The organism is Paraglaciecola sp. 2405UD69-4 (assembly GCF_047525415.1).
GTDB lineage: Bacteria > Pseudomonadota > Gammaproteobacteria > Enterobacterales > Alteromonadaceae > Paraglaciecola.
Genome location: NZ_JBLIXM010000004.1, coordinates 227338 through 250729, shown reverse-complemented (window position 1 = coordinate 250729; position 23392 = coordinate 227338). Strand labels below are relative to the sequence as shown.

General features: G+C 39.5%; 18 protein-coding genes. 8 read left to right on the top strand and 10 right to left on the bottom strand.

What is annotated here, in order from left to right; all coding sequences use genetic code 11:
• Nucleotides 1–134: 134 nt before the first annotated feature.
• Nucleotides 135–1064, bottom strand: a complete 930-nt coding sequence (locus tag ACMUMK_RS15065; protein ID WP_414701965.1) for a diguanylate cyclase — start codon at nucleotides 1062–1064, stop codon at nucleotides 135–137.
• A gap of 381 nt (nucleotides 1065–1445) precedes the next feature.
• On the opposite strand from ACMUMK_RS15065, the gene recQ reads away from it, so the two are divergent.
• A complete protein-coding gene (gene recQ / locus ACMUMK_RS15060) occupies nucleotides 1446–3272 on the top strand; it encodes a DNA helicase RecQ (protein ID WP_414701964.1) in 1827 nt (608 codons plus the stop codon).
• Between the two features lie 86 nt (nucleotides 3273–3358).
• Nucleotides 3359–4756, top strand: a complete 1398-nt coding sequence (gene dnaB, locus ACMUMK_RS15055) for a replicative DNA helicase (RefSeq protein WP_414701963.1) — start codon at nucleotides 3359–3361, stop codon at nucleotides 4754–4756.
• Between the two features lie 118 nt (nucleotides 4757–4874).
• Here the strand turns inward: dnaB and ACMUMK_RS15050 are convergent, their stop codons facing one another.
• The 4 genes from ACMUMK_RS15050 to ACMUMK_RS15035 all read right to left on the bottom strand — a co-directional run bounded on the left by ACMUMK_RS15050 (nucleotide 4875) and on the right by ACMUMK_RS15035 (nucleotide 7446).
• Nucleotides 4875–5984 carry an OmpA family protein gene (locus tag ACMUMK_RS15050; protein ID WP_414701962.1) on the bottom strand — a complete coding sequence of 370 codons (1110 nt, stop codon included), beginning with the start codon at nucleotides 5982–5984 and terminating at the stop codon, nucleotides 4875–4877.
• Between the two features lie 86 nt (nucleotides 5985–6070).
• A complete protein-coding gene (locus tag ACMUMK_RS15045; protein ID WP_414701961.1) occupies nucleotides 6071–6502 on the bottom strand; it encodes a secondary thiamine-phosphate synthase enzyme YjbQ in 432 nt (143 codons plus the stop codon).
• Between the two features lie 7 nt (nucleotides 6503–6509).
• Complete coding sequence (locus ACMUMK_RS15040; protein ID WP_414701960.1) at nucleotides 6510–6974, bottom strand: chemotaxis protein CheX; 465 nt, start codon at nucleotides 6972–6974, stop codon at nucleotides 6510–6512.
• Nucleotides 6975–6996: 22 nt separating this feature from the next.
• Nucleotides 6997–7446: a transcriptional repressor gene (locus ACMUMK_RS15035; protein WP_414701959.1), complete on the bottom strand. Its 450-nt coding sequence runs from the start codon at nucleotides 7444–7446 to the stop codon at nucleotides 6997–6999.
• A 190-nt stretch (nucleotides 7447–7636) separates the two neighbouring features.
• Here ACMUMK_RS15035 and nudC point away from each other — a divergent pair, with 190 nt between their 5' ends.
• Nucleotides 7637–8470 carry an NAD(+) diphosphatase gene (nudC, locus tag ACMUMK_RS15030; protein WP_414701958.1) on the top strand — a complete coding sequence of 278 codons (834 nt, stop codon included), beginning with the start codon at nucleotides 7637–7639 and terminating at the stop codon, nucleotides 8468–8470.
• Nucleotides 8471–8708: 238 nt separating this feature from the next.
• Entirely contained in the window at nucleotides 8709–9773 is a 1065-nt protein-coding gene (hemE, locus tag ACMUMK_RS15025; protein WP_414701957.1) for a uroporphyrinogen decarboxylase, read from the top strand.
• Here hemE and ACMUMK_RS15020 read toward each other — a convergent pair whose 3' ends face one another.
• The 3 genes from ACMUMK_RS15020 to mpl are packed head-to-tail and all read right to left on the bottom strand — an operon-like array spanning nucleotide 9774 to nucleotide 13888.
• Entirely contained in the window at nucleotides 9774–11681 is a 1908-nt protein-coding gene (locus tag ACMUMK_RS15020; RefSeq protein WP_414701956.1) for an alkaline phosphatase D family protein, read from the bottom strand. It abuts the gene before it with no gap.
• A gap of 13 nt (nucleotides 11682–11694) precedes the next feature.
• Nucleotides 11695–12471, bottom strand: a complete 777-nt coding sequence (locus tag ACMUMK_RS15015; RefSeq protein ID WP_414701955.1) for a S1/P1 nuclease — start codon at nucleotides 12469–12471, stop codon at nucleotides 11695–11697.
• 13 nt (nucleotides 12472–12484) lie between these two features.
• Nucleotides 12485–13888, bottom strand: a complete 1404-nt coding sequence (gene mpl, locus ACMUMK_RS15010; RefSeq protein ID WP_414701954.1) for a UDP-N-acetylmuramate:L-alanyl-gamma-D-glutamyl-meso-diaminopimelate ligase — start codon at nucleotides 13886–13888, stop codon at nucleotides 12485–12487.
• 236 nt (nucleotides 13889–14124) lie between these two features.
• Between mpl and ACMUMK_RS15005 the strand changes: the two genes are divergently transcribed.
• Complete coding sequence (locus tag ACMUMK_RS15005; RefSeq protein ID WP_414701953.1) at nucleotides 14125–15096, top strand: class 1 fructose-bisphosphatase; 972 nt, start codon at nucleotides 14125–14127, stop codon at nucleotides 15094–15096.
• Between the two features lie 69 nt (nucleotides 15097–15165).
• On the opposite strand, the gene ACMUMK_RS15000 is transcribed toward ACMUMK_RS15005, so the two are convergent.
• A complete protein-coding gene (locus tag ACMUMK_RS15000) occupies nucleotides 15166–17016 on the bottom strand; it encodes a DUF885 domain-containing protein (RefSeq protein ID WP_414701952.1) in 1851 nt (616 codons plus the stop codon).
• 227 nt (nucleotides 17017–17243) lie between these two features.
• Here ACMUMK_RS15000 and ppa point away from each other — a divergent pair, with 227 nt between their 5' ends.
• The 3 genes from ppa (at nucleotide 17244) to ACMUMK_RS14985 (ending at nucleotide 20234) form a co-directional block, all read left to right on the top strand.
• Nucleotides 17244–17780 (top strand): inorganic diphosphatase, encoded by a 537-nt coding sequence (gene ppa, locus ACMUMK_RS14995; protein ID WP_414701951.1) that lies wholly within the window; start codon nucleotides 17244–17246, stop codon nucleotides 17778–17780.
• A 249-nt stretch (nucleotides 17781–18029) separates the two neighbouring features.
• Nucleotides 18030–18488, top strand: coding sequence for a DUF3299 domain-containing protein (locus ACMUMK_RS14990; RefSeq protein WP_414701950.1), 459 nt, complete (start codon nucleotides 18030–18032; stop codon nucleotides 18486–18488).
• 126 nt (nucleotides 18489–18614) lie between these two features.
• Nucleotides 18615–20234, top strand: a complete 1620-nt coding sequence (locus tag ACMUMK_RS14985) for a methyl-accepting chemotaxis protein (protein WP_414701949.1) — start codon at nucleotides 18615–18617, stop codon at nucleotides 20232–20234.
• Nucleotides 20235–20318: 84 nt separating this feature from the next.
• On the opposite strand, the gene uvrA is transcribed toward ACMUMK_RS14985, so the two are convergent.
• On the bottom strand, nucleotides 20319–23141 hold the full coding sequence (gene uvrA, locus ACMUMK_RS14980; protein WP_414701948.1) for an excinuclease ABC subunit UvrA: 2823 nt from the start codon (nucleotides 23139–23141) through the stop codon (nucleotides 20319–20321).
• Nucleotides 23142–23392 lie beyond the last annotated feature (251 nt).

Genomic DNA, 23392 nt, shown 5'->3' with positions numbered 1-23392 from the left:
GACCTGCGAAGTGTGAGACATGGCCCTATGAATTGCAATAAGGTGACATTAAATAGTCACCTTATTTACTTAAAAAAACAGCTAATTATGTATTTGATATGCTGAGGAAAATGAGCTTAAAATTACTTAGCCCTTTAATATTCTTCTGACGCAGAGTAACAATTTCTACCATTTTGCTTGGCTTTAAATAAATGTTTATCTGCACAGTTGAGCAATTCCATTGGATTATTTACAAGACCTTTATCATGGGAAGGCACATAGGCCGTTACACCAATACTAATAGTTACCATTGAGAAGAAGGCCTTTTTCGCCGCTTGGATATTTATCTCTCTCACTTTACTAAGCAATAACTCGGCTACTTGGGTCGCACCTTTTAGGTCAGTAAATGGCAAGAGTAAAACAAATTCTTCACCACCGTACCTAGCTGCAAAGTCTCTCTCCCGCCTCTTACTTTTTGCAATAATAGATGCCACTATTTTTAAGCACTTATCGCCCTCTAGGTGGCCAAACTCATCATTGAACAGTTTAAAATTATCGATATCGATTAAGAGTATTGCCATTGAATGATTGCCACGAACTGCTGCATACCACTCTTTGTTAAGCATAGTATCTAACTGCATTCGATTCGCTAAGCCAGTCAAACCATCGGTGCATGAGACAAGAGCCAACTTCTTCTGTTGGGCTACCATAGTCATGTGGTTTTTGACTCTATAGAGTATGGTATTGGGGCGAGCATTTAGAGCAATATAATCAATGGCTCCCATACTTAAACACTCTTCTTCTTCATCTGCATTGGCATCTAACGCAAGAAAAACAATTGGGATGTGTGCCGTTAAACGATTATTCTTGACGAATGAGCATAGCTCCTGACCATTAATAACAGGGGCATTAACTTTGCTCAATACTAAGTCTATATCGCTAGATACTATTTTTTGCAGGGCAGCTTTTCCATCGTAGGCCACTTCTATAGTAAATATTTGCGCGAACAGCGACGTAAGTGTTGATATATTTACGACATCATCGTCAACAATTAATAATGTGAGATTTTGTTGAAAAACAGTCATTACATCCCTGGTATTTACCCTACCTGTCAACATTGACGGATAATATATTTGTTAGATCTTCACATTCATATTGGCTAAATATCAGACAATAATAAAGGACTTTCTTTCTAAAAAATTTGTCGCAGCTGCCATGGATAAAGCATTAGGTGTAAAAATACTACCAATTAAAATATTATAGATTTACTAATCAAGCTCTTAGATAATTAGGCCAGAGCACTCATGGTTTTTCTGAAAGGTTAAATAATCCAATACTGTCAGTGAATATAAAACAAATTTAAGTAATAAAATGAACAAGGCTTATGTTTACAAGACGCAAATTAAAGTGCCCACTCCTTTAAAAACACGTAAACTAATAAGATAATTTACACCGCAGAGAAATCTTTGTCTGAACCAATACACCACTCTCCATCATCAAATAATAAGCTAGACAAAGCGAGAGATATTCTAAAAAACACATTTGGGTATGATCAATTCAGAGATGGTCAAGCCGAAGTAATTTCCAGTGTTCTTAAAAAACAAGACACACTAGTGTTAATGCCAACAGGTGGAGGTAAGTCCCTCTGTTATCAAATACCTGCCATATTATTACCCGGTCTAACTATTGTCGTATCACCGTTAATTTCATTAATGAAAGACCAAGTAGATGCACTACTGACCTATGGCGTGAAAGCGGCCTATATTAATTCGAATCTCTCCAATGAAGATATGTTTAATATTTATAAAGGCATGCAAGACAATCACTATAAGCTGATCTACCTTGCTCCTGAAAGGCTAATGCAGCTAGAGTTTATCACACGTCTTAAAAGCTTAGATATAAGCTTAATCGCGGTTGATGAGGCGCACTGTGTTTCTCACTGGGGACACGATTTTAGAAAAGACTATAGGCTCCTTGGGCAACTTAAAAATCACTTTACTGATGTACCAATAATGGGGTTAACAGCTACGGCTGATCTAGCAACGCGAACGGATATTAGTTTACAACTCAACTTAAACGACCCTTTTATTTTTAAAGGAAGTTTTGACCGCCCCAACATACGCTATAACCAAGTTGCAAAATATAAGGCAACTGAGCAAGTTATCAGTTTTGTAAAGCAGCAAGATGGCAGCGGCATAATCTATTGTAACAGTCGTAGTAAAGTCGATGATTTAGCCATGGCCCTCGCACGTAAGGGCATTAATAGTGCTGGTTACCATGCAGGGTTAGAGTCTGGAATTCGTGACATAATTCAAAGGGATTTTATTCAAGACAAAATAGACATAATAGTGGCTACTGTTGCCTTTGGAATGGGGATCGATAAATCAAATGTACGCTTTGTTTTGCATTTCGACCTACCTAGAAGTATAGAGTCTTACTACCAAGAAATAGGCCGTGCAGGTCGTGACGGAATGCCCGCGGAAGCCTTGTTATTATTTGATGAAAAAGACGCCACACGGATAAGACAATGGATATCTAGCGGTGAAAACCAAGAGCAAAATGCCATTGAACTACAAAAGTTTGCAGCCATGGAAGCTTTTGGCGAAGCACAAACCTGCCGTAGGCAAATACTCTTGAACTATTTTGCAGAATATTCTGCAGGGCATTGTGGTAACTGCGACATTTGTCTTGACCCTCCAAAAACGTTCAGTGGCACAATAGAAGCACAAAAGGTGCTCTCATGTATTCTTCGACTAAAACAAAGCGTTGCTAGCCAATACCTTATTGACGTTTTAAGGGGTAAGCAATTAAAGAAAATTTTAGAACAAAAACATAATGAATTAAGCACTTATGGAATTGGCAAAGACAAGTCTGATGCATACTGGCACAACATCATCAACCAACTGATACATAGAGGCTTAATACGGATAGACATCACTCAAAATGCTGTCCTAAAGTTAACTGAAGAAGCCAGACCAATTTTACAAAAGTTGCAAGAAGTAGAGCTTGCGGTACCAAGACTTGATGTAAATTTTGGCACTCAAAAATCTTGGAAAACACCTGATTACGATAGGGCTCTATTTGCCAAACTCAAACACTTACGCAAGAAAATTGCAGACCGTGATGACGTGCCACCTTTTGTAGTATTTAGTGATGCAAGCCTAGCTGACATGGCGAATAAGTGCCCTGAGTCAGATGCAGAGTTTCTAGATATTCATGGCGTCGGAGAAACCAAGTTGCAGCGTTATGGAGAACAATTTATTTCTACTATTTCTGCACACCTTAATAAATAAATGATCTACATACTTATGGCACTCGAGGTTTACTTTTTAGCTATTTTTGACGCATACTAATCCCCCATAACTTAGCCGAAAGAACCATGCCCGTTAAAGCAGTCCCAAAGAAAAATTCGGACGACAAAGTCGAAAAACTAAAAGTCCCTCCACATTCAATCGAAGCAGAGCAATCGGTATTAGGTAGTATGCTTATTGCCCCTGACTCTTGGGACAAAGTGGCTGAATTAGTGGTTGAAGAAGACTTCTACAACAGATCTCATCAAATAATCTATGCCGCAATTTTACGTTTGCTCAATAAGAATCAGCCAATAGATCTGATAACTGTCTCTGAGAACTTAGAAGAGCTAGACGAACTTGAAGATGCGGGTGGCTTTGCTTATTTGGGGGAGCTTGCCAAAAATACCCCTAGTTCGGCAAACGTAACAGCCTATGCCAACATAATCAAAGAACGAGCAGTCACCAGAGAGTTAATAGGTGTAGCCCATGAAATAGCCGATACCGGCTATAACCCTGAAGGCCGAAATTCAGGAGAAATCCTTGATATGGCCGAAAGTAAAGTCTTCGAAATTGCTGAGAAAAGAACAGGTAAAGACGAAGGCCCTAAAAACGTCGAGTCCGTATTAACCAAAACAATTGATCGACTAGAAGTACTAGTAAAAAGCAATAAAGAAGTGACGGGGGTTTCCACTGGATATACAGATTTAGATAAGAAAACCAGTGGCTTACAACCCTCAGATCTAATTATAGTTGCTGCGCGTCCTTCCATGGGTAAAACCACATTTGCTATGAACTTGTGCGAAAACGCCATGTTATTAGAAGAAAAACCGGTATTAGTATTCAGCTTAGAGATGCCTTCAGAGCAAATCATGATGAGGATGTTAGCCTCATTAAGCAGGGTAGATCAAACTAAAGTTCGTACCGCACAGTTAGATGACGAAGATTGGGCCAGAATGTCTAATACTATGGCCATGTTGAAAGAGAAAGATAACCTATTTATCGATGATTCCTCCGGCCTGACTCCAATGGAAGTTCGAACAAGAGCAAGAAAACTAGCTAGGGATAAAGGCGGCATTAGTTTAATCATGATCGATTACCTGCAGCTGATGCAAGTACCAGGGTTAAGCGATAACCGAACATTGGAGATAGCGGAAATTTCTCGCTCCTTAAAATCACTTGCAAAAGAACTTGAAGTACCTGTTGTGGCTTTGTCCCAGTTAAACCGGAGTCTTGAGCAAAGAAGTGATAAACGCCCTATTAACTCAGATTTGAGGGAATCAGGTTCAATAGAGCAAGATGCCGATCTAATCATGTTTATCTATCGCGATGAAGTTTACAACGAACAAAGTACCGAAAAAGGTATTGCAGAAATCATTATCGGCAAACAACGTAACGGACCAATTGGAACGTCTCGCCTTACTTTCCAAGGACAGTTTTCCAGATTTGATAACTATGCAGGACCAGCTTTAAGTGACGAGTATTAATAAAGTATAAAGCTAGCAACTTAAATTGGTTTAGCCCCCCATAAAGAGCTTAATTACAAAAAATAAGCAAAAAAAAGAGATGCAATTGCATCTCTTTTTTTGTGTAACGTAATTTACATTACTTTTGTAATTTAACGCGTTCGCTTGCAGATACGATTGCAATAATACGACGGTTTTTCTTATTAGCTTCAGCTGTATTAGCAGTATCTAATAATTGAGTTTCACCATAACCTTTAGTTGTCAATCTAGCATTGTCTACGCCATATTGCTCAACCAAAAGAGTACGAATTGCATCAGCACGCTTTTGAGAAAGGTAAAGGTTATAGTCAGCTGCGCCAGGAGCAGATGAATGACCTTCGATTAGAGCGTCAGCTGATGGGAAACGATTCATGAAGTCAACAAACTCTTGGAACTGAGGATCATTAGGGTTTGTCACAACTGAACTATTATTCGCGAACAATACTTTAATGTTCGAAGAAACAGTTTCTTCAATAAATACACCACAACCTGTTGCATCAACAACATCTGTACTTGGTGTATTAGCACATTCATCGATATCATCAGCAACACCGTCACCGTCTGCATCAGCAATTACTGGTGCAACGTCTGCAACTAAAGCACAGCCGTATGCATCTACGCTAGTTCCGTAAGCCGTTCCTGGACAGTTATCTTGACCATCAGCAACGCCATCACTATCAGTGTCAGTAGTTGCGCTAGAAGTAGACGACTCACCAAATGTGTAAGCTAAACCAAGTTTAAAGCCAACGTGAGTATCATTGCTGTCATCTAAACCTTGGTAAGCAGCAACTTCTGTTACCACTGCAATATCTTCATTTACATGCCAATGTTTACCAAGACCTAGGTTAAACATAGAGCCACCATCAACGATTTTAGTGTATTTTAAACCACCAAAAACATATAAAAGGTCTTCAGGAAGAAAATACAGTGCATCGATACCAACACGGTTACCTGACTCATCAGAAGGTGATGCGTCAATATTTAAATGAGATACCTCTAATCTAGCAGCCCACTCTGGAGCAAATTTAAAACCAAACTCAGCACCAATACCTGTACCGTTATCAAGGAAATTAGGCGCACCTGATTCACTTTCATCAGTAAGATAGTATTCTGCGAACCCTGCAACCCATTTATCTGTGGCTTTGTCTTCTGCTTGTACTGAAGTACTCATAGCAGCGGCAACTACACTAGCGATCAACAATTTTTTCATTTCAACTATTCCTATGTATCTCAATTTATAACAATGGGCGCGATCATATATATGATTAAAATGAAAGCAACCGCTTTATTGATTTTTTAACTTTTTTCACCAGAAACTGTCGCAATTAAGCGACGTTTATCAGCAAAATTACGATGTTCTCCTAAAATTATGCCTTGCCATGTACCTAAGGCTAAGTGCCCGCCAGAAATAGGGATAGTTAAATTGTTCCCTAATAAACTGGATTTAATATGAGCGGGCATATCGTCAGCACCCTCACAACCATGCATATAGTAGGCCATGTTTTCAGGAACCATTTTATTAATATGAGATTCCATATCAATTCTAACAGTTGGATCTGCATTTTCGTTTATGGTTAAACTGGCACTGGTGTGCTGAATAAAAAGATGCAAAAGGCCAACATTTATACTGCGTAGAATAGGTAACTGTTCAATTACTTCACTGGTAATCAAATGGTACCCTCTAGACTTTTTACTTAATATTATTGATTGCTGAAACCAAAAAGACATAGGGTGCCTATTTATTGAAACACATTTCTAGGTACAGCTTTCCTGACGAATGAGAGAAAGGCATTATCATTTTTTTACCGTCAACTTGATGATCAACACTATGGTTTTTACCAGATACCACCATAGGTGTAGCCATACCAAAGTCATATCCTTTCTCGTCTAACTCGTTTTTGGCACCACCACAAATCATATTGGTAATTTCACCCACCATATCTTTTACGTCAGAATCAATAGTGTTGGGTTTCTCACCTAACATCTTTTCCATAATTTCAAAGACTAACGCTTCTTGGAATGATATTGATAATGACCCTTGAATGTTATTACCAACCATGCCAATTAAGCCGGATACATCACCGAAAGCCCTTTCGTCAGTCTTCTTTTTAGGCTTACCTGGTACGAGTTCAATCTGTGCCATGGTTTTCAATACATTCAAAAGCGCAGTTACGAACGGGTTGATAAATTCAGCATTCATTTAGTTCTACTTATTAGTTGATTTAATTGCAATCAGAACAGGTACCATGAGCTTCAATGGTTTGTTTTACGACATTAAAGCCTACACTTTGGGCCTGTTTATCGAGTGTATCTTTGAGCCCTACTGATTGAATTTCTGTTACTTCACCACAGGTGTCACAAATCAAAAATTGGACAGGGTGTAAGCAATCAAAATGGTGGCAGGCTACAAAAGCATTAGTCGACTCAATTTTATGAATCAAGCCAAACTCCAATAAAAAGTCTAAGGTACGGTACACGGTTGCTGGTTTGGCATTAGATTCTGTCAATTTAAGCGTATCTAATAACTCATAGGCTCCTACAGCCCCATCTTGCGCTAACAAAAGGCCATATACCTTTTCACGTAGCAGGGTAAACCTTGCACCTTTCTCTTCGCAAAACTGTCGTGCTTTATATACTTGGTTAGTTATACATTCTTGATCAGTGATAGCCACAATACTTCCTTCAAAATGAACAACTAAATACTATCACTTTTTAATTTCCGATTCCCACTTATAGGTAGTTTAAATGTGCAAATAAATAACAACTGAAAGGTAAGTATTAATCTCGTTATCTATTAACCAATAAACACCCAATGTAATAGATATGTTAACCTAGCGGGAAAGCATTTTCTTAGAACTCAGCATGATAGAACAAAATATATCTGTTACCCCAGATACAAAAGCAATTTGGTTAATTATTAGTGGCGACAAAATCTTCCAAAAAGTAGGTAGCTCAGATCTTATCGCAGACTCTTGGGAAACTTTAGGCTTTGCTCACCAATATCAAGAACAAATCATTCAGATTGGCATCCACCAAGATTTACCCTGTTTTTTAATTGATATGGGGAGTGAACGTATAGAGAGTAACGATTACGTTTTAGTAGGCATTCGTGCCTTGTTATTTCAAGTAGACGTCTCTTTTTTCAGCATAATATCTAGAGCTTGGCAGGTTGCATTGTTTATGAGAACTCATAGGTTCTGTGGTCAATGCGGAAGTGTTATGCAACAAATTGATTGGGAAATGGCACTACAATGCTCTCGGTGCCAGCACCGCTGCTATCCAAGAATTTCACCTTGTATTATTGTTTCTATCCGCCATGAAGATACAATTTTATTAGCTCAAGGAAAGCCACAAAAAGCTAGGCAGATGTTCTCAACGCTTGCTGGATTTGTTGAAAGCGGCGAAACTTTAGAGCAAGCAGTCCACAGAGAAGTATTTGAAGAAGTCGGCATTAAAGTCAAAAATTTACGCTACTTTTCAAGCCAGCCATGGCCTTTCCCGCACTCATTAATGGTTGGTTTTCTAGCCGATTATGATTCAGGTGAAATTAAAGTTGATGGAAAAGAGATACTTCAAGCTGAGTGGTTCACCCCAAATTCATTACCTAATATTCCTCCTGTAGATTCAATTTCTGGGCAGTTAATAGAACATACCTTAAAAGAGATCGCACAAGGGATGCAGCTAGAAGTAAATTAAAAAATTATACACATTGCTGTTGACTGTTATGGCAACCAAAATAAGATAAAAAACTGTTATTAGCACAGGAAATTTTAATGACTTTTAACAGGTCCATACCATGGAAAATCATGGAATCTGTGTAATTATTTCAAAAACTTTGTCAAATTTACCCAGCTTTATATTCTGAAAATCGTTACAATACTGCGTTTTTTATAGCTATAGAGCTGAAATCTATTTTTTATATCTGAGGTAACGAATGCAAGAATTGCAAAACGATCGATATTTACGAGCATTATTGCGCCAACCTGTTGATGTCACACCTGTGTGGATGATGCGCCAAGCTGGCCGATATTTGCCTGAATATAAAGCAACTCGAGCACAAGCTGGTGACTTTATGTCTTTGTGTAAAAATGCAGAGCTAGCTTGTGAGGTCACCTTACAACCTCTGCGTCGATTTGACTTAGATGCCGCTATATTATTTTCTGATATTTTGACTATCCCCGACGCCATGGGTTTAGGATTGTATTTCGAAGCAGGTGAAGGCCCAAGGTTCGAACGACCTTTATCGACTATGGCTGATATCAAAAAGCTTCCCGTATTAGATCCAGAAAATGAATTAGGCTACGTAATGAACGCTGTACGTACCATTAGAAAAAACCTTAAAGGGGCCGTTCCTCTTATAGGATTTTCTGGAAGTCCTTGGACCTTAGCTACCTACATGATTGAAGGTGGCTCAAGTAAAGCCTTTACGAAAATCAAAAAAATGGCTTTTAGCGATCCTCAAGCGCTTCATTTATTGTTAGATAAACTTGCTGACTCAGTCATTTTGTATTTGAACGCCCAAATAAAAGCCGGAGCTCAATCTGTCATGGTATTTGACACTTGGGGCGGAGTGCTATCAGGCCGCGATTACAAAGAATTTTCGTTGCAATACATGCATAAAATTGTTGACGGTTTAATTCGTGAAAACGATGGCAGGCGGGTTCCTGTGACTTTGTTTACAAAGAATGCAGGATTATGGTTAGAGTCTATCGCTGACACTGGCTGCGATGCAGTTGGGCTAGATTGGACAGTAGATATGGCCGACGCTAAAAAACGAATTGGTGACAAAGTCGCATTACAAGGCAATATGGACCCATCCATGCTTTATGCACCTGCAGCAAGAATTGAAGAAGAAGTACAAACTATATTACAAGGTTTTGGCAAAGGTGAAGGCCACGTATTTAATCTTGGTCATGGTATACATTTAGATGTGCCGCCTGAGAATGCAAAAATATTTATTGATGCCGTGCACCATTACAGCAAAGCTTACCACCAATAATTAATCTTTCTTCTCAAAGGTCACAAGTTCACCTGAGGCGCACAACTGATGCGCCTCGACCTTAGAACAATCAGCATCGACTTTTAACATACCAATCCCCGAACTATTCAACAAAGTACGAACTTTATGATTACTTGGCCTACGATGTTTAACCAACATATTACGCCTTTTTGTAAACCAGTTGAGGGGGGAGTATTTACTGTAAAGCACTCTATTTAAGCGATCAAACCAGAGTAACAAATCATCTGGAAACTGATTTTTTATACCGCTACTGGTTATTTGAGTAATATTGGGGGAGTTTTGTTTGAATCTGAGCGTGACATCATAAACAAATGAATAGTGAACATCGCCAGATAAAATTACAAAGTTAGGAGGGGTTTTGCGATTCCTAAAAATATTTAAGATCACACTTGCCGTCCCTTTGTGAGCCATCCAGTTTTCAGCATCTACGGTTAATGCCTTGCCAAAAAATGTAAAAACCCTTTGAATAGTTTCAATTAGCTTAACACCAAAAATTGGGGCTGCAGACACCATAATCACCGCTTTTTGACCAATCAACTCTTGTTGTAACTCACATAGGGCTTCCCAATCCATCAAGCCTGAAGGCTTATTCATATTAGACTCAGAGCGCCAACGCTGAGTTCTAGTATCTAACACTAGCAGTTTAGGAGAACTATCTAGATGATAATGCCACCGCTCCCAATCTAAAACATGCTCTACCAACTTATCATGTTCAATAATGCCACCAGCACTAAAGTGCTCTTCACACTTATTATACAAAGCATTTAAGGCCTTGGGATCATTTCCCCAACCTTGACATAACCAGTAACCAATTAATGCATTACCTACAATGCGTTTGGCAAACTGATTACCATAAACCGCTTCTTCCCAGCCACGAGTTAAATTCCAATCATCGGTTATATCATGGTCATCAAATATCATATAAACCGGTATATTAGCTAAGGCTCTTCTTACCCTAGGTAAACCTGTGACAAAGTTTTCAATAATGGCCTTTTCGGCACTAAAAATTGAACGAAAAGATTCTGGAATATCTTGATCGGTAATATCCACTTGGTTCCACATTTCAGGAGACCAAGTTAAAATATACATGGCCATAACCTCTGCAAAGGAAATAAGGTGGTTGTTGGCATTAACAGATGTAAATATTGGTTTCTTTTTCCCTCCAAAAAATAACTTTTGGGTATTTTCAGAAGAAGGAGTATCTGGCAGTAGCTCTGGTCTTTGGTAATAACAGTGTGGATGCTCAAAAACCTTATAGCTGCTATCTATTGCCGCGCCTTGCAATTCCTCATTAAATAAACCAAGAAGAGCAATGGTTTGCTTAATAGCCACTAACATCGGGCCTGCAACATCATCGGTATAGACTTGATCACCAGATAAAATGAGGATATCGGGGCCACACTCTTGCTGTAATTTGGCGTCTTCAAGTTGCGCATCTACCACCAACAAACCATCTCCACTGTCATGATGGGGTTTACGACAAGAGCCATGTAACACCTTGCGCAGATCCAGCTTAACTACAAAATTAGGCAAGCTTTGCTTGGGGTATACAAGATCAGGCATCAAAGAGGTAATGCTAAAACTAGGCTCCCCCTCACTGCATAAGTTAATGTCGTAACTAATGGAAGTTCCACATTTGACTGGGGAACTGAACTCTATAGTCAATAAGTTAACAAATGCATGCTTACCGACAGGAACTTGAGATAAGTACTCAGGCTGCACTTTGTTATCAAACAACAACTCTTGATTCAAGCCGTTACGTAACAACACCTCAAAGTCATAAGCTTTTGAGGTTACCAACCAAAAAGTTACGCTTTTAGCATCAACCTTTCTAACAATAGGGCCAGCTAAAACTTTTGGTAAAGATTGCAAACTTGAGTGAGTCAAAAAAACACCCGAACTACTTGAAGAGCGCGTTTAGATAAGCTGCGATTCTGACACCTCCCATTTGCAATCGTTTTTTAACAATAGGCAAATTTTGATATTGATAGTCCCATGAAATTTCATCTGATTCTGGATAAAGCTTGGCCCGTAATTCAGCACTCTCAGCAATCCAAACATTTGGATCTAGTTGCATCCACTGCTTTGCTTGTTGCTCAGATATTTTAGCCAGCAAAATTGCGCTCCATTCTGTGTATGAAAACTGCTGACTATCAATTAACCCTGAATCCCAAACTCTATGTAAGTTTGAGTCTTGCCAGAAAAATTTTAGCTTTACGTCATTACCGCCTCTGTCGGTACCATTACCTGCATGGAATGGTTGATGTAAATCTCCAATAATATGAATGATAAAACGCAATGCTAGTTGCTTTTGCTCTGGACTAGTTTTGTTACTTTTTAACTGCGCCGCAAAAGTTTGCAATGCACTAAAGCCATCACCCTGCTCTGGAGCTCCAACATCTGCATAAATTTTACCATCGGGAACCGTTACATAGTGATAAGGCCCTGCTGTTTTTTTCCAAAATTCGCTAGGGTTAGAGCGCATTTCATCGGGCCAAGTTGAGGCTTCAGCAAGGGTTTCATGGGGAAGAATTTTTGCAATCGCTAATTGTGCTTCATCTGTTAGGTAGTGCTCGGCTATCGCACCCGTTACTCTGTGACCGATTTGCCCCCAAGACCATGCTTGAAAGCTCATAGACGTGACAAAAACACCTAAAATTAATACTCTAAATTTCATTTTAAATTTTCACTTAAGCTTTTTTAATTAATGTAAGTTGCTCTAACAGCGTGTTATGTATCCCACCGAAACTACCATTACTCATGACCAAAATGTGATCACCTGGTTGTACGTAAGATAAAATCGATTTAATTAAAATATCCATATCTTTGTAAAGCATAGCCGTGACATCACTCTCGGCTAGCAGCTCTTCCATAGACCATGACAAATTAGAAGGTTCAAAAATAAACACATGGTCTGCATTTATCCATGAGTTGGCTAAACTATCTTTGTGTACTCCCATTTTCATTGTATTTGAGCGAGGCTCCAAGACTGCCAAAATTCGGCCATCTCCAACTTTCGCTCTTAATCCATTGATTGTTGTAGCAATTGCACTAGGATGATGGGCAAAATCGTCATATAAAGTAACACCATTAACGACCCCTTTTACTTCCATACGACGCTTAACATTTACAAATTCAGTTAATGCTTTTATGGCAACATTAGGTTTTACCCCAACATGATGAGCAGCAGCAATTGCCATCAGAGCGTTATTCACATTGTGCTCACCCACTAAGTCCCAACTCACCACTCCCTGTTCTTCACCCTTGAAGAAGACCTCAAATTCACTCCCATCTGGAATCAAGTTGTTGGTTTGCCAATCCGCCCCTGTAAACTGAACAGGCGTCCAGCACCCCATATCTAAAACTCTTAAAAGTGCCTTGTCTGACTTAGGTGACATTACCAAGCCATTGTTAGGAACCATACGCAGTAAATGATGAAACTGCTTTTGAATGGCCCCTAAATCTTCAAAAATATCTGCATGATCAAACTCAAGGTTATTCATAATTAATGTACGAGGACGGTAATGAACAAACTTCGAACGCTTATCAAAAAAGGCACTATCATACTCATCAGCCTCAATCACAAAAAATGGGTGCTTACCTAATCTCGCCGACACATCAAAATTTTGTGGTATACCTCCGATTAAAAACCCCGGCTCTAGTCCTGCATATTCTAAAATCCATGCCAGTATGCTTGATGTTGTGGTTTTCCCATGGGTACCTGATACAGCTAACACCCAACGGTCTTTTAATACATTTTCCAATAGCCACTGGGGACCACTTATATAAGGTAAGTTTCTATCTAACACATACTCTACAGCTTGGTTGCCCCGTGACAGCGCATTACCAATAATGACAATATCAGGCTCTTTGAACTGCTGTTGTGGGTCTAGCTTGTCTTTGGGTTCTATTGCTACTTTAAATTGGCTTGGGTCCCAACCTTCATATAACTCAATTCCAAGAGACTCCAGTTGTGTACTCATAGGGGGGTAAACATTTGCATCTGCGCCTGTAACTTTATGTCCCATAGACTTCGCTAACGCAGCGATGCCTCCCATAAAAGTACCGCAAATGCCAAGAATGTGTATATGCATAGTTTATCGTTCAAAATAATCAATATTCTTAGGTTACCAGAACAGTAAAGACGAACCCAATCTTGAATGTAAAAATATGTGCTATTTAAAGCCGACTTAACATTCGGTTATAAAGAATGCGTTTCGGTTGCTGAGTTTCTTGCTTTTTGTAGGTACAATCATTGAAACTTGTGACAAAAATAATAAAAATAACTTTGTCACATTCTCTGTTCCTACAACACAAGGCGTAAAAAAGCATGAAAAGACTTAACTCGCAACTACAAGAAGACGGCGCTCCAATGGAGCTAATCTTGCTAATAAGAACATTATTGGCAGGGTGTAAAGAGATATCCTTTAGGGTCGGTCAGGGAGCATTAGCTGGTGTGTTAGGTTCAACCTTAAGTGAAAACGTTCAAGGTGAGACTCAGAAAAAACTTGATGTTATATCTAATCAAATTTTAAAAGATATCCTAAGTGAATCAGGCTATGTAAAAGCAATTTCCTCAGAAGAAGAAGATGATGTGGTTGCATGTAACCCCGATGGTAAATATTTAGTGAGCTTTGATCCTCTAGATGGATCATCGAATACAGATATCAACAGCTTAATCGGTACAATATTTTCTATAACCCATGCACCGCAATGGATGGATGCCGATGATCCTTCAGCCTTCTTGCAGCCTGGCACTCAAAGCGTTGCTGCTGGATATGTGTTATATGGCCCATCAGCCATGCTTGCACTTACAACAGGTAAAGGCACACATTTATACACTTTAGATAAAACCCATGGTGGATTTCTTCTAACGACCCCTAACATCAAAGTTTCAGAACAAACATCTGAATATTCTATAAACGCTTCTAACCAACGTCATTGGGAAGCCCCAATGCAAGAGTATGTGAGCGACTTAATTGCTGGAGCAGATGGCCCTCGTAAAAAAGACTTCAATATGCGTTGGGTTGCTGCAATGGTAGGTGATATTCACAGAGTATTGTCCCGTGGTGGCATTTTCATGTATCCATACGACAAACGTGATCCAAACAAACCTGGTAAATTGCGTTTGTTATATGAAGCCAACCCAATGGCATTTTTAGTAGAACAAGCTGGAGGTTTAGCTGACACAGGTTCTGGTCGCATAATGGAAGTTATGCCAACTGAAATACATCAACGTGTACCTGTATTGATTGGCTCTAAAGAAGAAGTCGAAACCTGCTTAAGTTATTATAAAAAGTAGATAGGCAACAAAAAATGCCGCTTACTTAGAGTAAGCGGCATTTAGTTAATCAAAACTAACTCAATATTTTTAAACTTTAGTTTTCTCTGACTCAATCCAGTGGTCAATTTTACTTTCTAGAATATTCAGTGGTACGGGACCATCTTTTAACACTTCATCATGAAAACCGCGAATATCAAACTGCTCACCTAAAGCATCTTTTGCCTTATCTCTTAGCTCCATAATTTTTAGCTTTCCAATCATGTAAGCAGTAGCTTGCCCAGGCATAGCTATGTAGCGCTCAATTGCTTTAACAGAGTCGTTTCTTGGATTAGGGGTATTCTCGATTAAGTAATTTATCCCCTGATCTCGACTCCATTTTTTAGCATGAATCCCCGTATCAACGACCAATCTGCAGGCACGCCACAACTCCATAGCTAAGCGTCCAAAATCTGAATAAGGGTTTTCGTAAAAACCCATATCTTTAGCTAGCTCTTCGGTATATAGCCCCCAACCTTCAGTATAAGCTGTAAAACTTACATATTTTTGAAACTCTGGAATACCCTCTAGCTCTTGGGCAATAGAACGCTGCATATGGTGGCCTGGAATTCCTTCATGGTAAGCCAAAGCTTCCATTTGGTAAGTTGGCATGTCTTTCATATTGTATAAGTTTGCATAATAAGTCCCAGGACGAGAACCATCTTTAGAAGGGCTTTGGTAAAAAGCTTTACCCGCTGATTTTTCTCTAAATGGCTCTACCCGTTTAACCTGAATTCTAGCTTTTGGAGTTAGCCCAAAATATTCAGGTACTTTAGCTTCCATAGTATCTATTAAAGCCTTAGCTTCATCCATGTAGCGCTTGCGCCCTTCATCATTAGCAGGGTAATAGAACTGCTCATCGGTACGCATGAACTCAAAAAAGGCCTTTAAGTCCCCTTCAAATCCCACTTTCTGTTTTATATCATTCATCGCTTTATGTATGCGCTCAACATTCTGCAGTCCAATTTGATGAACTTGTTCTGCATCTAAATCTGTTGTGGTAAACCACTCTAAACGGTTTTTATACCATTTATCACCATCAGGTAAGCGCCACACACCATCACCTTCTGGCGATAATTTTTGTTGTACTTGCAGTTCTTTAATAAGGCTTCGGTATGCTGGTAAAACAGACTCTTCAAGGGCAGTTCTAGCCTCAGACATTAACCCAACAGTTTCCATATTGCTAAGACCTAATGCATTCACTTTTGCTGTAAAGTCCGCCCAGATTGTCGAATCTATAGGTGACTCTTCAAAAGGATTTCCACTAATCACATTGTGCGCGGCTTGGATCATCTGATCGTAAGCCCATTTAGGAGGAAACACTCCTAGCGCCTCTCGCTTCTTTAATTGATTAATCACCTCTGTGAACAAAGGTTTTACATTGTTCAATCGCGACACATAAGCTTTTGCGTCTTCAAAATCATCGATCCGATGAATGTTAATTAAAAAACTAGGAACCATAGTATGGAATGCTCTGAACTGATGCATTATGTAAGTATGGTCTCGGAACTCATCGTTGGCTAAACGGCGTTTAATATCGGTTAGCGCAACATTAATACTCAATTTTTCTTGAGCAGTTAATTGGCTTTCATCAAAGCTTTCTAAATCCGTTAAGCGCTTTCTTAAGATCCCAATAGTTTCATCTTGATGGGTATCAGAAATATCATTCCATTTACCGTAATCCCATTTATACCCCAAATAACTTTGCGTTAAGGGTGAGCGATGTAAATCCTCCTCGAACATGCTCGAGAAATAACTGGCTAATTTTTCAGACTCGGTTTCTGGTGCCACTTGCTCTGCTGGGGCTATGGGTGTCTGAGCTTGTTCCGTGGGTTGTGGAGAACACCCAGCTATGGCAATAGCTAGTGCACTCAATGGTAATAGTTTAAAACGAGTGGTCATTGGATTTTCCTGTCTGATTCTTAATTTTATAATTTATGTCTAATTAGCCTGAGAATATAATGTTTGCTTCAGCATCGCTAGCGCCTATTACCTAAGTACAAAAACAACAAATAGCATATTCAAGGTAAAATGATTCATCTCAGAACAAATATCCATCAAGCCTTTGAATACAAGAGCGGGACTCTATATAATTCTTTTTAGAAAATTAACCCAACAAAGGTAAAAAGATGAGCCTTAACTCAGTTCCCGCTGGTAAAAATTTGCCAGAAGAAATTAACGTAATTATTGAAATTCCAGCTCACGCTGACCCAGTTAAATATGAAGTAGATAAAGATACCGGTGCCATTTTTGTTGACCGCTTTATGGCTACATGTATGCATTATCCAACCAATTATGGTTACGTTAACAAAACATTATCTGAAGATGGTGACCCTGCTGATGTATTAGTAATGACTCCTTTTCCTCTGCTAGCTGGAAGTGTAATTAAGTGTCGCCCAGTTGGTGTTTTAAAGATGACTGATGAATCTGGTACAGACGCTAAAATTTTAGCTGTACCTGTAGATAAACTGTCTACTATATATCATGGCATTAACGATATCGATCAGGTTCCTGACTTACTTAAAAATCAAATTCAACATTTCTTTGAGCACTATAAAGATTTAGAGCCAAACAAATGGGTTAAAATTGATGGCTGGGAAAACGCCGCAGCGGCTAAAGCTGAATTAGTAAACAGTGTAAAACTATACGAAGAGTCAATTAAGTAACTATTACTTTAATTGGTTTCAATATTTCATGAAAAAAGCCGGCATCAGTCGGCTTTTTTATTGAAAAAGGCTTCTAGTGCGACAACTCTTAAAAGGGATTTCAAAGATTTTGCTTAACGTTGTAATTATGAGTCAGAAGCTAGCTCGTAATCTACGTCATTTCACCCCATATAAGTGCTAATATGTTAATTGTTTACTATTGCTGGGCCAACTAAAGCCCACCTGCTACCAATAAGTGTATTTTACAAGATGTATAAATTAATTGCTTTACTATTATTGCTCACTACACACATAACTTTTGCTGAACCATTAGAACTCTATTGGGAAGATATGATCCCCAAGGATTACATAGCGTCAGACATTCCACTTGATCATAACAACAGTATGCAACAACAGAATCTTGATGCTCCAGTGGTCCACGAACTAAATGGCAAATTGGTTAAAATCCCAGGTTTTATTGTGCCGCTTGAAGGTGATAATGAAAAAATCACTGAGTTTTTGCTCGTTCCCTACTTTGGCGCATGCATTCACGTCCCGCCACCGCCACCTAATCAAATTGTTTATGTGAAGTTTTCTATGGATATGCCGATAGAGTCCATATACGATGCAGTGTGGGTAACAGGCACTATATCTACGACAAGTTGGCAAGGAGATATAGCAACTGTTGGTTATTCATTAGAAGGTATAGCGATTATGCCCTATGATTAACGATTAAATTGATAAGCAGCCATTCGCCGATAATCTCAATAGCGTCTATATTTGATACTAATTGTTAATTTAATGTAGTGAGAACACATAATACAATTTGGTTTATATAACTATTAAGGTAACTCGATGAATTTTTTACACAAAATGTCTATAGCGCAGAAGTTGTACATGATCCCTATAATTGGGACAGTCGCATTTCTATTATATTTAGGTATTACAACAGCCAATGCTTTAAATAATGTAAATATTTTAGAGAGTGTAATTGAAGTTGAATACCCATCATTAGATTTGTCCAAAACGGCCTTAGTGAAAATTGAGAAGGTAAAAGAATCCTTAACCAGTGCCGTAACTACAGCAGATGAAGATACTCTAAATAATGCTGAAATTTACGCATCAGAAACCAAACAATTATTGCAACAAATTAAAGCAATTGACCCTTCATTAAGTACACAAGTTAACAACATACAAAGCGCATTTGATAGTTATTACAGTATAGCCTTTGAAGTGTCAAAAACTATGATAGAAGGTACAGCCGATTATTCAAAACTTGGCGAAATGTCTGCATCGATGAACAACTTTTACGATAATGCTTTTGCTGGCTTAACTGCATTTAAGGATGCGAGATTAGAGTCATTTCAAACCTATATCAAACAAGCGAGCGCCAGTGGCGAATCGATGATTTCAATTGGGTTCATATTGGCAGTTTTTACCATAGTGCTGCTTTTTGCTACCGCAATTCCAATTGTTAATGGGTTAAAAGGAAGTATAGTTCAAGTGGTTGATTCTCTTAAAGATATTGCCAAAGGAGATGGTGACTTAACCGTTAGGTTAACTTCCAAAAATAAAGATGAGATTGGTGAACTAGTACACTGGTTTAACGAGTTTATGGAGAAGCTTCAAAGCATAGTGAAAGACATTGTAGAGTCAACCTTGCCTTTATCTCAATTAGCACAAAACCTTAATCAGCTCACCGAAGATACCAATAAAATTATTGATATCCAGCAACGTTCTGCTGCTCAAGCAAAAGAAGCGGTTGATGATATGAGTGAAAGTGTAAACGCGGTAGCCGCCAGTGCCGCAGAAGCAGCTACTGCAGCGGTTGACGCCTCAACCGCAGCTAGTGATGGACAAGAGGTTGTGAATCACACCGTACAGAGCATTCAAGAATTGGCTGCGAATGTTGACGACAGTGCTGAGGTTATCAGTAAACTTGAAGCTGACTCTAATCAAGTTGGGGTCGTCTTAGATGTGATAAAAGGCATTGCCGAACAAACTAACTTGCTAGCGCTAAATGCTGCCATCGAAGCCGCAAGAGCAGGTGAGCAAGGACGAGGATTTGCCGTTGTTGCCGATGAGGTAAGAACATTGGCTTCTCGAACCCAACAATCTACAGAGCAAATTCAAAGCACAATAGAACAACTGCAAGACGCCGCTCGTTCCGCTGTTAGCGCCATGGCAAAAGGCACAGAGAGAGCATCTACAAGTGTAGAAACAGCCAATAAAGCTGGTACCAGCCTCACAGCCATAACTGAAACGATTAACCGAATTACCAGCATGAATGACCAAATTGCGCACTCAACTGGAGATCAGCAGTCTGTAGCTGAAACAATAAGTTCTAACGTAGATGCTATTCACCAAAAGATAACAGAAATCGCATCCAGCTCTAAAGAGATTGGCTCAGCCAGTGGTGAATTGGCACAGTTAGCCCAACACTTAGAGGGAATTGCGACTCAATTTAAGGTCTAGCATAGAGTGTGAGACTTAAGTTAGCTTCACTTGACACAAAAAAAACCGCAATCATGCGGTTTTTTATTATTTAAAAATCTGTCTCTACAGTAACGGCTTAAGAAATCTTGCAGTATGAGAGCCTTCAACTTCTGCTACTTGTTCGGGGGTTCCTTGGGCGATGATTTGCCCGCCACCTGCGCCACCTTCAGGGCCTAAATCAACAATCCAGTCCGCTGTTTTTACTACATCTAGGTTATGCTCAATGACCACTACAGTGTTACCGTGATCTCTTAACCTGTGTAACACTTCTAAAAGTTGCTTAATATCATGAAAATGCAAACCTGTGGTTGGCTCATCTAGAATATATAAGGTTTGACCTGTATCTCGTTTCGATAACTCTTTTGCCAACTTAACACGTTGCGCCTCACCACCTGACAAGGTTGTGGCTGCTTGCCCTAAACGTATGTATGAGAGCCCAACGTCGATTAAGGTTTGCAGTTTTCTTGCTATTGCGGGTATCACATCAAAAAATGGCCTAGCTTCTTCTATTGTCATTTCAAGTACTTGATGAATGTTCAAGCCTTTGTATTGAATCTCCAATGTTTCACGGTTGTACCTTTTACCCTTACAAATATCGCACGGTACATAAACATCAGGTAAAAAATGCATTTCTACCTTAATAACACCGTCTCCCTGACAAGCTTCACAACGACCGCCTTTAACGTTAAAACTAAAACGTCCTGCTTTATAACCACGAGATCTTGCTTCTTGTGTACCGGCAAATAACTCACGAACGGGCGTAAAAATACCAGCATAGGTAGCAGGGTTAGAGCGAGGTGTTCTGCCGATAGGGCTTTGGTCTATATCCACAACCTTATCTAACATTTCCATACCGGTTATAGAAGTGTAAGGAGACGGCTCTCCTGTAGTTGCTCCATTCAAATCACGGTGTGCAATTTTATAAAAGGTGTCGTTTATTAGGGTTGATTTTCCTGAGCCAGAGACACCTGTCACGCAAGTCATTAAGCCTATGGGCGCTCTAAAAGTGACGTCTTGTAAGTTATTACCTGATGCCCCTTTTAGCTCTATCCACTTATCATCTTCAACTGTGCCCCGTGTCGCCGGAACTTCAATTTTCTCGCGCCCAGAAAGATACTTACCAGTAAGCGAGTGTTCACTGTTCTTTATATCTTCTATGGTTCCTTGAGCGACTATTTCACCACCGTGAACACCTGCCCCAGGACCAATATCTAGGACAAAGTCCGCTGCTCGAATAGCATCTTCATCATGCTCTACCACCAGCACTGTATTACCTAAGTCTCTGAGATGAACTAGGGTTTTCAGTAAGCGTTCATTGTCTCTTTGATGCAAGCCAATTGAGGGTTCATCAAGCACATACATTACGCCCACTAGCCCAGCACCAATTTGACTTGCCAAACGAATACGCTGCGCCTCGCCGCCAGATAAGGTGTCGGCACTTCGAGATAGAGACAAATAATTCAACCCAACATTAACGAGAAAGCTCAACCTATCATTAATTTCTTTAAAGATTTTTTCAGCAATTTTCTCTCGCTTACCCGTTAAGGTTAACTTAGAAAAAAACTCTAGAGCCTCAGCTATGGATAAGTCAGACACCACATTCAATGGAGTATCACCAACAAATACGTTTCGTGCTTCTAACCTTAAGCGAGAGCCAGAGCAACTAGAACAAGGTTGTTGACTGAGATACTTTGATAGCTCTTCACGCACTGCATTTGACTCGGTTTCTTTATAGCGCCTTTCCATATTTGGAATAATCCCCTCGAAGGGATGTTTACGCTCCATGATGTCACCGCGGTCATTAATGTACTTAAACTTTAAAGAAGTACCTTTACTGCCGTGTAACACTATGTCTTTGGCCTTTTTATCTAACTCACCAAAAGGTACATTCAAATCAAACTCATAATGATCAGCTACAGCTTGTAACATTTGAAAATAATAGTAACTACGCTTATCCCAGCCTCTAATGGCTCCACCTGATAAACTTATTTCTTCATTGGCAATGATTCTATGTGGGTCAAAAAACTGCCTTGTGCCTAAACCATCACAAGTTTGACAAGCACCAGCTGGGTTATTAAAAGAAAACAATCGAGGCTCAAGTTCGGCCATGCTGTAGCCACAATGTGGGCAAGCAAAGTTTGCAGAAAAAACCAATTCATCTTTGTCTGGTTCATCCATGTATGCCACTTTTGCGGTGCCACCAGACAAGCCTAATGCTGTTTCAAATGATTCAGACAGCCTAAGCTTTAAATCATCTCTCACTTTGAAGCGGTCGACTACTACTTCAATAGTATGCTTTTTGTGTAAGTCCAACTCCGGAGGATCAGACAAATCACAGACATTGCCATCAATTCGGGCTCGAATAAAACCTTGGGCGGCTAAGTTTTCTAAGGTTTTAACATGTTCACCTTTTCTATCTTGAACAACGGGTCCGAGCAACATTAACTTGGTATCTGCTGGCATCTCTAAAACACGGTCAACCATTTGGCTAATAGTTTGTGCATCTAGTGGTACTTGGTGCTCCGGGCATCTAGGCTCACCAACCCGTGCGTATAATAATCTTAGATAATCATAAATTTCGGTAATAGTACCTACGGTCGAACGTGGATTATGGGATGTAGATTTTTGTTCAATGGATATGGCTGGAGATAAGCCTTCGATATGGTCCACATCGGGCTTTTCCATCATAGACAGAAACTGACGAGCATAAGCCGATAAAGATTCGACATATCGTCTTTGGCCTTCGGCGTATAGAGTATCAAATGCCAAAGAAGACTTTCCTGAACCAGACAAACCTGTAATGACTGTTAGTTTATCTCTAGGGATATCTAAATTTATATTCTTCAGATTATGAGTTCGAGCCCCACGTACTTCTATTCTATCCATTAGTTACCAGATGCGCCGTAAAAGAAGAAGTATTACACAATCTGCCATCTAGCTCTATGTTGATTATGCCAATGACATAAGTTAATTATAGAAACCATACATCGGACAAATAACAAACAATAGTAACCGCTGTACACTTAACTGGTTCAATCATGTTTCCCCGTCTATAAGTACACAGCGCACCTAGGCTTAATATTTTATTCTTGGCCTAATAGCCCCAACTTAGCAAAATTAATTGCACGCTAAGTTGG